Source organism: Amycolatopsis endophytica, assembly GCF_013410405.1.
GTDB lineage: Bacteria > Actinomycetota > Actinomycetes > Mycobacteriales > Pseudonocardiaceae > Amycolatopsis_E > Amycolatopsis_E endophytica.
In genome coordinates this window covers 360,235-374,454 of sequence record NZ_JACCFK010000002.1, presented here as the reverse complement: position 1 = coordinate 374,454, position 14,220 = coordinate 360,235, and the positions used below count along the sequence as shown (strand labels likewise).

17 protein-coding genes and 1 riboswitch are annotated in these 14,220 nt (G+C 70.9%); of the genes, 10 read left to right on the top strand and 7 right to left on the bottom strand.

Features of this window, described 5'->3' with window-relative positions:
- Nucleotides 1-34: 34 nt before the first annotated feature.
- On the top strand, nt 35-877 hold the full coding sequence (locus tag HNR02_RS27390) for a crotonase/enoyl-CoA hydratase family protein (RefSeq protein WP_179776449.1): 843 nt from the start codon (nt 35-37) through the stop codon (nt 875-877).
- Between the two features lie 11 nt (nt 878-888).
- Entirely contained in the window at nt 889-2,601 is a 1,713-nt protein-coding gene (locus HNR02_RS27385; protein WP_179776448.1) for an AMP-binding protein, read from the top strand.
- A 32-nt stretch (nt 2,602-2,633) separates the two neighbouring features.
- On the opposite strand, the gene HNR02_RS35150 is transcribed toward HNR02_RS27385, so the two are convergent.
- On the bottom strand, nt 2,634-3,080 hold the full coding sequence (locus HNR02_RS35150) for a hypothetical protein (protein ID WP_218914288.1): 447 nt from the start codon (nt 3,078-3,080) through the stop codon (nt 2,634-2,636).
- A 141-nt stretch (nt 3,081-3,221) separates the two neighbouring features.
- On the opposite strand from HNR02_RS35150, the gene HNR02_RS27375 reads away from it, so the two are divergent.
- The 7 genes from HNR02_RS27375 (at nt 3,222) to HNR02_RS27345 (ending at nt 7,525) form a co-directional block, all read left to right on the top strand.
- Entirely contained in the window at nt 3,222-3,425 is a 204-nt protein-coding gene (locus tag HNR02_RS27375; protein ID WP_179776447.1) for a hypothetical protein, read from the top strand.
- 57 nt (nt 3,426-3,482) lie between these two features.
- Nucleotides 3,483-4,094, top strand: coding sequence for a cardiolipin synthase ClsA (clsA, locus tag HNR02_RS27370; protein WP_179776446.1), 612 nt, complete (start codon nt 3,483-3,485; stop codon nt 4,092-4,094).
- A gap of 57 nt (nt 4,095-4,151) precedes the next feature.
- Nucleotides 4,152-4,535, top strand: a complete 384-nt coding sequence (gcvH, locus tag HNR02_RS27365; protein WP_179776445.1) for a glycine cleavage system protein GcvH — start codon at nt 4,152-4,154, stop codon at nt 4,533-4,535.
- Nucleotides 4,536-4,638: 103 nt separating this feature from the next.
- Nucleotides 4,639-5,103, top strand: a complete 465-nt coding sequence (garA, locus tag HNR02_RS27360) for a glycogen accumulation regulator GarA (protein WP_179776444.1) — start codon at nt 4,639-4,641, stop codon at nt 5,101-5,103.
- Entirely contained in the window at nt 5,100-5,852 is a 753-nt protein-coding gene (gene ftsR / locus HNR02_RS27355) for a transcriptional regulator FtsR (RefSeq protein ID WP_179776443.1), read from the top strand. The genes garA and ftsR overlap by 4 nt, the downstream gene beginning before the upstream one ends.
- A gap of 264 nt (nt 5,853-6,116) precedes the next feature.
- The gene (locus HNR02_RS27350) at nt 6,117-6,590 is read left to right on the top strand and encodes a bifunctional nuclease family protein (RefSeq protein ID WP_179776442.1); all 474 of its coding nucleotides are present in this window, start codon (nt 6,117-6,119) and stop codon (nt 6,588-6,590) included.
- A 368-nt stretch (nt 6,591-6,958) separates the two neighbouring features.
- Nucleotides 6,959-7,525: a MerR family transcriptional regulator gene (locus HNR02_RS27345; RefSeq protein WP_179776441.1), complete on the top strand. Its 567-nt coding sequence runs from the start codon at nt 6,959-6,961 to the stop codon at nt 7,523-7,525.
- Nucleotides 7,526-7,567: 42 nt separating this feature from the next.
- Nucleotides 7,568-7,668, top strand: a riboswitch (glycine riboswitch).
- Nucleotides 7,669-7,822: 154 nt separating this feature from the next.
- On the opposite strand, the gene HNR02_RS27340 is transcribed toward HNR02_RS27345, so the two are convergent.
- Nucleotides 7,823-8,185, bottom strand: a complete 363-nt coding sequence (locus tag HNR02_RS27340) for a nuclear transport factor 2 family protein (RefSeq protein WP_179776440.1) — start codon at nt 8,183-8,185, stop codon at nt 7,823-7,825.
- Between the two features lie 125 nt (nt 8,186-8,310).
- On the opposite strand from HNR02_RS27340, the gene HNR02_RS27335 reads away from it, so the two are divergent.
- Nucleotides 8,311-9,081: a helix-turn-helix transcriptional regulator gene (locus HNR02_RS27335; RefSeq protein ID WP_179777882.1), complete on the top strand. Its 771-nt coding sequence runs from the start codon at nt 8,311-8,313 to the stop codon at nt 9,079-9,081.
- On the opposite strand, the gene HNR02_RS27330 is transcribed toward HNR02_RS27335, so the two are convergent.
- The 5 genes from HNR02_RS27330 to HNR02_RS27310 all read right to left on the bottom strand — a co-directional run bounded on the left by HNR02_RS27330 (nt 9,027) and on the right by HNR02_RS27310 (nt 14,213).
- Nucleotides 9,027-9,617 (bottom strand): signal peptidase II, encoded by a 591-nt coding sequence (locus HNR02_RS27330; RefSeq protein ID WP_179776439.1) that lies wholly within the window; start codon nt 9,615-9,617, stop codon nt 9,027-9,029. The genes HNR02_RS27335 and HNR02_RS27330 overlap by 55 nt on opposite strands.
- 63 nt (nt 9,618-9,680) lie before the next feature.
- On the bottom strand, nt 9,681-10,715 hold the full coding sequence (locus HNR02_RS36240; protein WP_312861182.1) for a substrate-binding domain-containing protein: 1,035 nt from the start codon (nt 10,713-10,715) through the stop codon (nt 9,681-9,683).
- Between the two features lie 260 nt (nt 10,716-10,975).
- The gene (locus HNR02_RS27320) at nt 10,976-11,836 is read right to left on the bottom strand and encodes a 3-methyladenine DNA glycosylase (protein ID WP_179776437.1); all 861 of its coding nucleotides are present in this window, start codon (nt 11,834-11,836) and stop codon (nt 10,976-10,978) included.
- On the bottom strand, nt 11,836-12,879 hold the full coding sequence (locus tag HNR02_RS27315; protein WP_179776436.1) for a hemolysin family protein: 1,044 nt from the start codon (nt 12,877-12,879) through the stop codon (nt 11,836-11,838). The genes HNR02_RS27320 and HNR02_RS27315 overlap by 1 nt, the downstream gene beginning before the upstream one ends.
- The gene (locus HNR02_RS27310; RefSeq protein ID WP_179776435.1) at nt 12,876-14,213 is read right to left on the bottom strand and encodes a hemolysin family protein; all 1,338 of its coding nucleotides are present in this window, start codon (nt 14,211-14,213) and stop codon (nt 12,876-12,878) included. Before HNR02_RS27310 ends, HNR02_RS27315 begins: the two co-directional genes overlap by 4 nt.
- Between the last annotated feature and the right edge of the window lie 7 nt (nt 14,214-14,220).

Genomic DNA, 14,220 nt, shown 5'->3' with positions numbered 1-14,220 from the left:
CGCGAAAGCGTCCGGATGAGCCAAGATGGCAGCCATGACTGACACCGCCGACAAGCTGCCGGACCTGGTGTCGCTCGCCGTCGAGCGCACCGGTCCGATCGCCAGGGTGACCCTGCTCGGCCCCGGCAAGGGCAACGCCATGGGGCCCGACTTCTGGCGTGAGCTGCCGATCGTGTTCCGCGCGCTGGACGCCGACCCGGCCGTCCGGGCGATCGTGCTCACCGGCAGCGGGAAGAACTTCTCCTACGGCCTGGACCTGCCCGCGATGATGGGCGCGTGGGCGCCGCTGCTGGCCGGGGACGCGCTGGCAGGTCCGCGCACCGAGTTCCTCCGCGAGATCCGGGTGCTGCAGGAGTCCGTCACCGCCGTCGCGGAGTGCCGCACGCCGGTGATCGCCGCGGTGTCCGGATGGTGCATCGGCGGCGGCGTCGACGTGATCGCGGCCGCCGACGTGCGGTTGGCGAGCGCGGACGCGAAGTTCAGCGTGCGGGAGGCGAAGGTCGCGATCGTGGCCGACCTGGGCAGTCTGCAGCGCCTGAGCGGGATCATCGGCGAGGGCCACCTGCGGGAGCTCGCGCTGACCGGCAAGGACATCGACGCCGCCCGCGCGGAGAAGATCGGCCTGGTCAACGACATCCACGACGACCAGGAGGCGGTGCTGGCCGCCGCCGAGGAGATGGCGAACGAGATCGCGGGCAACCCGCCGCTGGTCGTGCAGGGGGTCAAGGAGGTGCTGTCGCTGACCACCGAGCGGCAGGTCACCGACGGGCTGCGCTACGTCTCCACCTGGAACGCGGCGTTCCTGCCCAGCAAGGACCTCCAGGAAGCGGTGCAGGCGTTCCTCGAGCGCCGGGCACCGGAGTTCACGGGCGAATGAGGAGAACGAACATGAGCAGTGTCCATCCAGCCGCTCACGAGCGCTTCCGCGAGGCACGCGACTTCCTGGTCGCGCACCGCGAGGACTACGACACCGCCCGACGCGACTTCCGCTGGCCCGAGCTCGACGAGTTCAACTGGGCGCTGGACTGGTTCGACGTGGTCGCCGCCGACGAGGCCAACGCGGAGAAATACGCGCTGTGGATTGTGGAGGAGGACGGTAGCGAGGGCCGCTGGACCTACCCCGAGATGTCCCGCCGCTCCAACCAGGTCGCGAACTGGCTGCGCGGCCTCGGCGTCGGCCGCGGCGACCGGCTCATCCTGATGCTGGGCAACCAGGTCGAGCTGTGGGAGACCATCCTCGCCGCGATCAAGCTCGGCGCGGTCATCATCCCGGCGTCGACCCTGCTCGGCGCGGCCGACCTGCGTGACCGGGTCGAGCGCGGCAACGCCAGGCACGTCGTCGTGCGCTCGGCGGACGCGGAGAAGTTCGCCGACGTCGCCGGGGACTACACGCGCATCGCGGTGGGGGATCCGGCGGAGGGCTGGCAGCACTTCGCCGACGCCTATGCCGCGGTGGAATCGTTCACCCCGGACGGTCCGACCGCCGCGTCCGACCCGCTGCTGCTGTACTTCACCTCCGGCACCACGGCCAAGCCGAAACTGGTGCAGCACACGCAGGTGTCCTACCCGGTCGGGCACCTGTCCACGATGTACTGGGTCGGCCTGGAGCCGGGCGACGTGCACCTCAACATCTCCTCGCCCGGCTGGGCGAAACACGCGTGGAGCAACGTGTTCGCGCCGTGGAACGCCGAGGCCACGGTGTTCCTGTTCAACTACACCCGCTTCGACGCCGTCGCGCTGATGGGGCAGATGCAGCGATGCGGCATCACCAGCTTCTGCGCGCCGCCGACGGTGTGGCGGATGCTGATCCAGGCCGACCTCGGCGCGCTGGAAACCCCGCCCTCGAAGGTCGTCGGCGCGGGCGAGCCGCTCAACCCGGAGGTGATCGACCAGGTCCGCAAGGCGTGGGGCGTGACGATCCGGGACGGCTTCGGCCAGACCGAGACCAGCGTGCAGATCGCCAACACGCCCGGGCAGGAGGTCAAGTCCGGCTCGATGGGACGGCCGGTGCCCGGGTTCGACGTCGTGCTCGTCGACCCCGTGACCGGGCAGCGGGCCGAGGAGGGCGAGATCTGCCTGGACCTGACGCGGCGGCCGGTGGGCCTGATGGTCGGCTACGCCGACGACGACGAACGCACCGCGGAGGCGTTCCGGGGCGGCTACTACCACACCGGCGACGTCGGGTCGGTCGACGAGAAGGGCTACATCACCTACGTCGGCCGCACCGATGACGTCTTCAAGGCGTCCGACTACCGCATCTCGCCGTTCGAGCTGGAAAGCGTGCTGCTCGAACACGAGGCGGTCGCGGAGGCGGCGGTGGTGCCTGCCCCGGACCCGATCCGGCTCGCGGTGCCCAAGGCGTTCGTCGTGCTCGCCGCCGGTCACCAGCCGGACGCGGCCACCGCGGAGAGCATCCTGGCGTTCTGCCGCGACCACCTCGCGCCGTACAAGCGGATCCGGCGCCTGGAGTTCGCCGACCTGCCGAAGACGATCTCGGGCAAGATCCGCCGCGTCGAGCTGCGCGGCAAGGAGCAGGCCACGCCGGAGTCCCGCCCCGCGGGCGAGTTCCGCGAGGACGACTTCCCCGGTCTCAAGGGCTGAGCCACCTGCCGCCCCCGGTTCGCCGGGGGCGGCTACTCCGGCTGCACGACCTGGGCGAACACGGTGTCCTCGCCGCGGCTGCAGCTGGTGCCGCCCTGTGACGCGGGCGGGCCCGACACGCACAGCCATCCGTCGACGGTCTCGCTGACCGGCCGCGCCGAGTCCGCCGGCTGCCGCCCGGTGATGGCCTGCTGGAACCGGGTCACCAGGTCCGTCGCCGCGCCGCAGTCCAGTGCGCTGGTGGTGGTGTCCATGACCCGCAGTGTCAGCCCGCTCGCGGCCGTCACCGTGCCGCACTCGTCCGACCGCGCCGCAGCGGTCGTCGTCGACGGCGGGGTGGTGGTCGTGGTGGTGGTCGCGGTCGTCGCCGGTGGTGGTGGGGTGCCGGGGCTCGGCGTGGTGGCCGGTGAATCGGTACAGCCCGCCAGCGCGGCGGCGGTCAGGGACAGCAGCGCGAGGGCGCGGCGTGGTGCGGTCATATGGCGGGAAACTACCGCCACGGCAGCGAAATCGCTGGCAGGACGCGCCCGGCGAAGTTCCATTGTGGACGGATATCCACCGCAAGGGTGAACAGTTGGCGGGCGGCTAACACTTCGTTCCCGTCGCGCGACATCACGGTTGTGTTGAGCACCGAAACCGCGCCCGAGGCGGACCCCCTCCCGACCGCCCCCTGCTCCGTCGTCTGGAGCCAGGGCCGCCCCTACGTCCTCGAACCCGCCTCCGGATCGCTGCGCTGGGTCGGTACCGACCACCTCGGGCGTCCGCTCGTTCTCTCCTGCGCCGACCTGCGTGACCGCGGCTGGTCCTTCCGCCGCGCGAACTGAGGTCCGCCCGTCCGAGCCGACCGGTTCCCGCCGGTCGGCACCACATAGGGTGACAGGGTGATCGAACCCCGCACCGAGCCGGCCGAGCCCAGCCTGTTGCGGCAGGCCTGGACCGTGCCGAACCTGCTGTCCCTGCTGCGGCTGGCGGGTGTCCCGGTGTTCCTGTGGCTCCTCCTCGGCCCCCGGGCCGACGGCTGGGCCCTCGCGCTGCTGGTGTTCAGCGGCCTCTCCGACTGGCTCGACGGGAAACTGGCCCGCTGGCTCAACCAGATGAGCCGCCTCGGGCAGCTGCTCGACCCGGCCGCCGACCGGCTCTACATCGTCGCCACCCTCGTCGCGTTCCTGGTCCGCGGGATCGTGCCCTGGTGGCTCGTCGCGGTGCTCGTCGGGCGTGAACTGCTCGTCGGCGTCGCGCTGCTGGTGCTGCGCCGCAACGACTACGCGCCACCCGAGGTCACCTACATCGGCAAGGCCGCGACCTTCGTGCTGATGTATGCGTTCCCGTTCCTGCTGCTCACCCAGGGCACCTCGGCCGCCGCCGACATCGCCCGGCCCATCGCCTACTCCTTCACCGCCTGGGGCGCCGTGCTCTACGTGTGGTCCGGCGCGCTGTACCTCCTGCAGACCTTCCGGGCGGTCCGGCGTGCCGGGCAGGGCGCGGGAATGTAAGACTGCCCGCGAGCATCGCGACAGATCCGCGAGCCGGGGCAGGAAAGGGGACGTGGAGTGGCCGCGCCGGAAGAGTTGCGCTACACCGAGGAGCACGAGTGGGTGGCCACCCGTGCCGCGGACGTGGTACGCGTCGGGATCACCGAGTACGCGCAGGACCAGCTGGGCGACGTGGTGTTCGTCGACCTGCCCGAAACGGGCAAGGCGGTGACCGCGGGGGAGCCGTTCGGCGAGGTCGAGTCCACCAAGAGCGTGTCCGAGCTGTTCGCCCCGCTCGACGGCGAGATCGTCGCGGTCAACGACGCGGTGGACGGCGCGCCCGAGCTGATCAACAGTGACCCCTACGGCGAGGGCTGGCTGGTCGAGATCCGCGTCGCCGACGCCGAGGCGGTCTCCGGACTGCTCGACGCCGACGCCTACAACCGGCTGACCGCAGGCTAGGGCTCGTTTTGGGGGGAGCGGCGGGGGCCGAATCGATCAGGCACGGTACGTTGACAGCCACAGGTTTTCAGCCAGCGACATATCAGTGGTGAGGAGAGCTCAGGTGAGCACCAACGACGGGCCCGGCGTTCCCCCGGAGCAGTCTCCGGAGCGGACCTCGGTCTTCCGGGCCGACTTCCTGGCGGAGGCGGAGGGTCAGGAGGCGCCCACGCCGGAGCCTTCGGTCGCCGGTGTCGACGCGCTGCCCGCCGGCACGGCGTTGCTGGTGGTCAAGCGGGGCCCCAACGCGGGTTCGCGCTTTCTGCTGGACCGCGACACCACGAGCGCCGGGCGTCATCCGGACAGTGACATCTTCCTCGACGACGTCACCGTGTCCCGCCGCCACGCCGAGTTCCGGCGCGAAGGCGGGGAGTTCGTCGTCATCGACGTGGGCAGCCTCAACGGCACCTACGTCAACCGCGAGCCGGTCGACCAGGCGGTGCTCGCGGGCGGTGACGAGGTGCAGATCGGCAAGTTCCGCCTGGTCTTCCTGACCGGCCCGGGGCACGGGGGCCAGGGGGCGCGGTGACGGCTGCCGGGCGGCCACAGCGTGATGGGCTGAGCATCGGGGCGGTGCTGGCGCAACTGCGCCCGGACTTCCCCGATGTCACCATCTCCAAGATCAGGTTCCTCGAATCGGAGGGGCTGGTCCGCCCGGGCCGGACGGCGTCCGGATACCGGCAGTTCTCCGCGGCGGACGTCGAGCGGCTGCGGTTCGTGCTGGCCGCGCAGCGGGACCACTACCTCCCGCTCAAGGTCATCAAGGAGCAGCTCGACGCCGCCGACCGCGGCCTGACCGACGTATCCGTCGCGGGCGGGCGGCTGCCGCGCAGGCTCGTCCCGCTCCCGGCGAATCCCGCCGCGGGTGACGGACTGCCCCGGCCGGACGACTTCGCGCCCGGCCGTGACGTCCGCCTGACTCAGGAGGACCTGCTCGCCGAGACCGGTATCGACGCCGTACTGCTCGCCGAGCTCGAGCAGTACGGGCTGATCCGCCCCGGTGCGGCCGGGTTCTACGATCCGGACGCCGTCCTGGTGGCCCGCACGGTCCGCGCGATGACCGAGTTCGGCATCGAGCCCCGGCACCTGCGGGCGTTCCGGGCCTCGGCGGACCGCGAGGTCGGGCTGCTGCAGCAGATCGTCACGCCGGTGTCCCGGCACCGCGACGCCGACGCCCAGGCCCGTGCCGACGAGCTGGCCCGCCAGTTCGCGGCGCTGTCGGTGACGTTGCACACGCTGCTGGTCAAAGCGGGCATCCGGGACGTGACGGGCAGGTGAGGTCGCCGGAGCGGTCTCGATCTCCGCTGGTCACGGGTCGCGACGGTAATGACATGGTTTCGGGTCTCCGTTCCGGGCCGCGGATGCCGTACCGTTGGTGATGGATTTGCCGGAACGGTCCAAGCGACCGCCACACAGTTCCCGGAGCGAGCGGAGTTCTCAGAGCGAGCACGGCGCCGGGATGGCGGGTAGCGTCGGAGATGTCGATGCGGGGCCCTCGGACCAGCGCTGCGGCCCGCGCACACGAGAGGGAGGCGAAGCCCGATGAGCGAAATGCGCGTCGTCGGCGTGCGGGTCGAGTTGCCCGCGAACCAGCCGATCTTGTTGCTGCGGGAGGCGCAGGGTGAGCGGTACCTCCCGATCTGGATCGGATCGGTGGAGGCCACCGCGATCGCACTCGAGCAGCAGGGCGTCCGCCCCGCCCGCCCACTGACCCACGACCTTCTCAAGGAGGTCATCGGCGCGCTGGGCCGCGAGCTGGAGCAGGTCGTGATCACCGATCTGCGCGAGGGCACGTTCTTCGCCGAGCTGGTCTTCGACGGCGACGTCCGGGTCTCCGCGCGGCCGAGCGACTCGGTGGCGCTGGCGCTGCGCGTCGGCGTGCCGATCCACGCCGTGGACGCGGTGCTCGACGAGGCCGGTCTGATCATCCCGGACGAGCAGGAGGACGAGGTCGAGAAGTTCCGCGAGTTCCTCGAGTCCGTCTCGCCGGAGGACTTCCGCGGCGCGGACACCTGAGCGTTTCCCGTCCGCCACTCCGGCGGCGCCGAAGGGGTCTTCCCGGCTCGAGCACCAGCCGGGAAGGCCCCTTCGGCGTATCCGGAAGGTTTCGAGACCGCATCGAGACAGAAATTACCCGACCGGGTAACCCAGGTCAGTGCCTCTGTCACGAGTAACTCTCAAGACAGCCTCGAGGCGGGCCGCGCGTCGCGTTGACCGGGCGGGAGTGCGCGCATACCGTCGATGGCGGTAAATCGCTTCGGTGTGATTCCGCCGCGGCGCGGTCACTGGGGCACGCCGGCGGTTTACCACTGCCGTGGTCCTACTTCCAGGATCCCGGATGCTTGTTTCGACCGGCCACCGCGGCCGGGCGAGGGGAGGCATGCGTGGTGGACGAGAGGCCGGTTCAGGTCGTGCCGGGAGAGCAGGGTGAACTCTTCCCGGACGCGTCGCTGCCTGACGAGCTGGTCGGATACCGGGGCCCCGCGGCCTGCCAGATCGCCGGCATCACGTACCGGCAGCTGGACTACTGGGCGCGCACCGGGCTCGTGGCGCCGAGCATCCGCACCGCACACGGGTCGGGCTCGCAGCGGCTGTACTCGTTCAAGGACATCCTCGCCCTGAAAATCGTCAAGCGTTTACTCGACACGGGCGTCTCGCTGCAGAACATCAGAGTGGCCATCGAGCACCTGCGCAAGCGCGGGGCACGCGACCTGGCGAAGGTCACGCTCGTGTCCGACGGCACCACGGTGTACGAGTGCACCTCGCCGGAAGAGATCGTGGACCTGCTCCAGGGCGGGCAGGGTGTGTTCGGCATCGCCGTGAAGGTCCCGATGCAGGAGATCAGCGGCACGATCCACGAGTTCCCGGCCGAACGCGCCGACGGCGGCGAGATCGACACGGTCGTCCCGGACGAACTCACCCAGCGCCGGAACGCCCGCCGGACCGGCTGACGGACCCCGCGAACCGGGGAGTAGGGTGATCACCGCGATCGCCGAAGCCGCGCGGGAGAGACCGGGCCACCACCACAGCGCCCGGCGCCGAAGGAGCAAATCCTCCCCGGAACCTCTCAGGCACCCTGGACCGCGCGGACGAGACGCCTCTGGAAAGCGGGCCGACGGGCACAACTGCGTCCGGCCCCGCCGAAGGTGCAAACCCGGCTCACTTCTCGGGTGAACCTCTCAGGCGCCCTCACGGGGCACAGACAGAGTGGGGAGGGCCCGGACCCAGGGGTCCGGGCCGGTCGCCGGTCAGCCGGGCATCTTGTCCAGAAAACCCAGCACCTGCTCGATGCGGCCGTCCGCGATCGTCACCACGTCGAAGCCGATCGCCAGCGGCTCCGTTGCGCCCGGTGCCTCCAGGTGCCAGGTGAAGCGGGCCTGGTCGTGGTGGCCGTCGGCAGTGCCCGCGAGCCGGAACTCCAGCCCGGCGAACTGCTGCTGCGCGCCCGCGATGAACCCGTCGACCCCGTCGGCGCCGCGTACGGCGCCCAGTGGATCGGTGTAGGTGGCCTCCGGGGTGAAGACCTCCTCGATGAGCGCCCGGCGCTTGACCGGATCCGTCTCGTTCCACACGTCGATGTAGCGCTGGGCGATCGTGGTGTAGTCCGGCATCGTTTCCTCCTGGTGAGTTCCGGTGTGACCACATCACGATCACCCGCATCAGGTGGCCCGTCGATTACCCGGGAGGTAATGGCGGCCCCGCACCCGCGGCCCGTAGCGTCGGCGGTGTGACGACCATGCAGCGCCCTGTGGGCGAGCAGCTGCGGCAGTGGCGGGAACGGCGGCGGCTCAGCCAGCTCGACCTCGCCCTCGCCGCGGAGATCTCCGCCCGGCACCTGAGCTTCCTGGAGAACGGCCGCTCCCACCCCAGCCGCGACATGGTGCTGCGCCTGGGGGAGCGGCTGGACGTGCCGTTGCGTGAGCGCAACCGGATGCTGCTGGCCGCCGGCTTCGCCCCGGTGTACCCGGAGCACGCGCTGACCGACCTGGGCGCCGCGCTCGAAGCCATCCGTCATCTCCTCGCCGGGCACGAGCCGTACCCGGCGGTGGTGGTCGACCGCGGCTGGGACCTCGTCGAGGCCAACAGCGGCCTCGCGCTGCTGACCGCACGGGTCGACCCGGAGCTGCTGGAACCGCCGGTGAACGTCCTGCGCGTCGCGCTGCACCCGCGTGGCCTGGCACCGCACGTGCTGAACCTGGGCCAGTGGCGTGCCGAACTGCTGGGCAGGCTGCGGCGGCAGGTGGAGATCACCGCGGACGCGGACCTGGCGGACCTGCTGACCGAGGTGCGCGGCTACCCGTGCGACCAGCCGGAGACCGAGATGCCACCCGGCTCGGTGTTCGTGCCGTTGCGGCTCCGGCACGGTGACGGCGAGCTGCGGTTGATGACGACGGTCGCCACGTTCGGCACGCCGCTGGACGTCACCCTCGCCGAGCTGGTGATCGAGTCGTTCTATCCGGCCGACGCCGCCACCCGGGCGGTCCTCACCCGTCCGACACCGACGTGACGGGAGCGTTCGCGCTGGTCACGTCCGGGTCGGGGGAGTCCGCGCCGCGCGAGCCGGTGACCCGCGACCGCCACCAGCAGCACGGTTCCGGCGGTGATGACGAAGTCCGCGACGTCGAAGACGGAGTTGCCGATCTCGATGAAGTCGACCGCGCCACGGACGCTGCCGGGCGGGGTCCAGAAGTGCAGGCCCAGGCGGTCCAGCAGGTTGCTCGCCCAGCCCGCGACGGCCAGTGCGACGGGCACGAGCGCCACGGCGGGCCGGGGCCGCCGGACCAGGGCGACGACGGCGATCGCCAGTCCCGCGGCGCCCGGGACGTCCAGTACGGCACCGGCGAGCGGGTCGCGGGACCAGTTCGCCGAGCGCGCTGTCGAGGAGGTAGCTGCCGCCGCTGTTGATCTGGGCCGCCTCGACGTGCCGCCGGGCCCACCATGTGGTGGCCTGGTCGAGTGCGACGACGGCCGCGAGGACCGCCAGCACGATGCGCGGACTTCTGCCGCCCATGGGTTCCCGTCGTCCGGATGGCCGGACGGCATTGAGTGAACGTGAACCTCCTGTGCGCCCGGCCGTGCGTGCGCTGTGCGCGGCCTGTGAACGCGTCAGGCGCCGGGAGCGGCGACGCGGCCGAAGTCGGCCTGCTGGGCCGGTTCCTGCAGGTAGTTGCGGAACACCTGGGAGGCGCGCTGCTGGACCTCGTCGACGGCGTCGGCGGTGAGGACCGCGCACGGGTACTCGCCGCCGGTCAGCGGTTCGGCGGCGGAGGACAGCAGGGTGGGGCGGGCCGTGGTGAGGTCGGTGATCGTGGCGGTGGTCGCCGGGATCCAGACCGCGGGCTGCCCGCCGATCGAGTCGAGGTTGCCGCGCCCGGTGAGGGCGAGCAGCACCCGGTCGTCGTCGATCGCCTGAACGTTCACGTGGACGCAGTGCGAGTGGACGACGGTCCTGGCCTGGTTCCACCGGTCGGCGGCGGCGGTGACGGCCGGGGCGATCGACGGCGCGGCGACCACGCTGAGGTTCGAGTCTCCTTCGGCGCACGCGCTGGCCTGAGCCTCCGCGCGGTTGGCGAGGATGTTGTCGGCCCACCCCCAGCCGAGCACGCCCAGCGCGACGAGAACGACGAACACCCCGGCGACGATGGGCCACTTGGCGATGCCGCGCTTGGTCTCACCCAGCACCCGGTGCGATCCGGTCGCCTCGCCCGGGGCGACGCGGTGGGATCCGGTCGCCTCGCCCGGGGTGGTGCGGTGGGAACCGGTGGACTCGACCGCACGGCGGCTGCCGGTGGTTTCGCCGGGACGGCGGGGGCTGGTCGACGCCCCGCTCCGGGCGCGGCGGGAGCCGGTAGCTTCGGTGGATGCGGCGCGGCGGCGGGCGCCGGTGGTTGCCTGGGTCGGCACACGACGGCCGCCGGTCGATTCGACCGGGCCCTGGGCGCGGAAGCTGCCAGAGCCTTCGGCGGGCTGGGTGCGGAAGCTGCCGGAGTGCTCGGCGGGCTGGGTGCGGAAGCTGCCGGAACTCTCGGACGCTTGGGCACGGCGGAAGCTGGAGGTTTCGCCGACGGGAACCCGTCGGCTCGTCGCGGAGCGGGATGCTCGGGGAACACCACGACCGGCAGCACCCTGCGGGCCGCTCACCGGGAAGGCTCCGACGGCTTCGCCCGGCCTCGGGCCCGCCGCGAAACCAGTGCCACCCCCGGCACCGGCGTCTGGTCTCGGCGACGCGCCGTGTTCCTCCGACTCAGGACGGCCGGGAGCGGCGAACTCGTCGCCCCTGTTGTGTCGTCCCATGGGTACTTTCCTCAACTCTCCGTAAGTTCATGAACAAACGCGTTCACCCTAACAGCGGTCCGACGTTAGCGAAACGTGATGAACCCCTAAAATTGCAGGACTCCGCGTTACTGGGCCCGCGCGAGGAGCATCCGGCACTGTTCGATCAGGCGAGCGCGCAACGGTTCCGCCCGCCGCGCGAAACCGGCCTGGGCTTTCGCGTACTCCGCGCGTCCTCGCGCGGTCTCGATCGGCACCGGCTCGTAGCCCAGCCCCGACAAATCGTACGGGCTCGCTCGCATGTCGAGTTCCCGGATCCCCGCCGCCAGCTCGAAACAGTCCGCGACCAGCTCCGAGGGCACGAACGGGTCCAGCTTGTAGGCGGCGCGGTAGAGATCCATGTTCGCGTGCAGACAGCCCGGCTGCTCCAGCGAAATCTGCGCGTCCCGCGTCGGCTGGAGTGTGTTGCGCGGCCGCGCGGGCTCGGTGAAGAACCGGAAGGCGTCGAAGTGCCCGCAGCGCAGCTCCAGTGACTCGACGACGGTGTCGGTGCCGGACGGGCCCAGCCGCAACGACAGCTGGTCGTGCCGCACCTGCCCGGGCGGCTGCCGGTACACCATCGCCCACTCGTGCAGTCCGAAACAGTTCAGCCGCGGCGCGCGTGACGCGGTGGCCTCCAGCAACGCCAGCAGCGCCGAAACCGTCCGTACGCGCTTGTCCGGAAGTTCCCCGAGTACCACCCCCTCGGGCGCCGACCGGAAATCCGGCCGCCGCAGGAACTCACCTGCCCCGGTGAGCACCACGCCGGGGCCGGGGCTCCAGCGCTCCAGGTGCGCGGGGCGGTGCGGGTAGTACTGGAAGAGAAAGTCCTCCACCGGATGCTTTTCGCCCCGCGAGCGGCGCTCCTGGTACGGCCTGGTCCAGCGGCGGACCCGCGCGATGTGCTCGCGTTCCCGGGCCCGCCACTGGATCTCGGTCAGAACCACCATCACGCCGTCACGTGCGTCCCGTCGCGCACCGTGCCGACGTACTCCTCGACCAGGTCTTCCAGTGCGACGACCCCGATGACGGTGCCGTCGTCGCCCAGCGCGCGGGCCAGGTGGCTCCCCTCGCGCCGCATCGCGGACAGGGCCTCGTCCAGGCGGGCGTGCACCGGGACGTCGGTCAGCGCCCGCGTCTTGTCCGCGGGCACCGTGCTCGCCGGATCGTCACCGATCTGGTCGAGCACGTCCTTGACGTGCAGGTACCCGATCAGCCTGCCGTCGTCGCAGCGCAGCGGGAAGCGCGAGAACCCGGTCGAGGAGACCGCCTCCTCGACGTCGCCCATCGTCGGGTCGCTGGGCAGGGTGGTCAGGTCGGCGGCGGGCACCAGCACGTCGGCGACGGTCTTCTCCACCGACGACAGCGTCTGGCTCAGCCGCTCGTGCTCCGACTGCTCCAGCAGGCCCTCGCGGCGCGACTCGGACAGCAGCTCGGCCAGCTCGTCGGAGGTGTAGGCGGTCTCCAGCTCGTCCTTGGGCTGGACGCGGACCAGGCGCAGCAGCGCGTTGGCCATCGCGTTGAGCAGCCAGATGAACGGGTTGGCGACCTTGACCCACGCGACGTGGATCGGCACCAGCCACAGGGCCAGCCGCTCCGGCTCGGCGATCGCGAGGTTCTTCGGCACCATCTCGCCGATCAGCACGTGCAGGATCGTGATGAACGCCAGCGCGATCGCGAACGACACCGCGTGCAGCACCACCTCGGGCAGGCCGATCAGCTCGAACAGCCCCTCCAGCTGGTGCGCCACCGCCGGTTCACCCAGGCGGCCCAGCAGCAGCGAGGAGATCGTGATGCCCAGCTGGGCGCCGGCGAGCATCTGCGAGACGTGCCTGCTGGCGTTGATCACGATCTTCGCCCGCGACTTGCCCTGCTCCAGCAGTGCTTCCAGACGGTCGCGGCGCGAGGAGATCAAGGTGAACTCCGCACCCACGAAGAACGCGTTGAGCAGCAGCAGGACGACGATCAGGAAGATGGCGAGCCAGTCGTTCACCGGGCCACCTCCCCGGCGCTGGTCTCGCCGAGCGGTTCCAGGTTCACCTCGGCGATGCGGTGCCGGTCCATTTCGGACACCGTGAGCCGCCACCCGTCGACTTCGGTGGCATCACCCGGTTCGGGGATGCGGCCGAGCCGCTCCAGCACCAGTCCGGCGATGGTTTCGTAGTCACCGTCGGGCATGCGAAAGCCGGTGATGTCGGTGACCTCGTCGGCACGAAGCTGACCGGAGACCAGCCAGGTGTCGGCGCCGACCCGCTGCGAGGACGGTGCCTCGGCGGTGTCGTGCTCGTCGCGGACATCGCCGATGATCTCCTCGACCACGTCCTCCAGCGTCACCAGGCCGGCCGTGCCGCCGTACTCGTCGACGACCATCGCCAGCTGGAAGCGCGAATCCCGCAGCCGGGACAGCAGCGCGTCGCCCGGCAGCGACTCCGGCACGGTGGGCACCGGGCGCATCACCGAACCGATCCTGGTGTTGCCGCGTTCGCTCGCGCGCACCGCGAATGCCTGCTTCACGTGCACCGCGCCCTGCACGTCGTCCAGGTCCTCGGTGTAGACGGGGAAACGGGAGAACCCGGTGCGCCGGGACAGCTCGACCAGATCGTCGATCGTGTCGCCGACCGTCAGCGACTCGATCTGCACGCGGGGCGTCATCAGCTCCTCGGCGGTGCGGTCACCGAAGCGCAGCGACTTGTCCAGCAGCTGCGCGGTGGAGGTGTCCAGCGTGCCGCTTTCGGCGCTGGTGCGCACGATCGAGCCGAGCTCCTGCGGCGAGCGTGCCGAGCGCAGCTCCTCCTGTGGTTCGATGCCGAACTTGCGGACCAGGAAGTTCGCGCTGTTGTTCATCAGTGTGATCAGCCAGCGGAACAGCGCCGAGAACCGCGAGTGGTAGCCCATCACGGCACGCGCGGTTTCCAGCGGCTTGGCCACGGCGAGGTTCTTGGGCGCCATCTCGCCGAGCACCATCGACAGGATGGTGGCCAGCAGCAGGGCGATCACGATCGACCCGGTGGCGGCGGCGCCCTCGGACAGGCCGGTGGCCGTCAGCAGCGGGCGGACCAGGTTCCCGATCAGCGGCTCGGCGACGTACCCGGTGACCAGGGTGGTCAGGGTGATCGCGACCTGCGCGCCGGAAAGCTGGAAGGACAGCGTGGAGTGCGCCTTGCGGACGGTGCGCGCCCGCCGGTCGCCGACCTGGCGGACGTGCGCCTCGACGGTGCTGCGCTCCAGCGCGGTCAGGGAGAACTCGGCGGCCACCGCGAGACCGGTGCCGACGGTGAGGAGGACGAAGAAGAAAACCCCGAGAACGGAGAGGAGCACTTCGGTCATCGGCCAT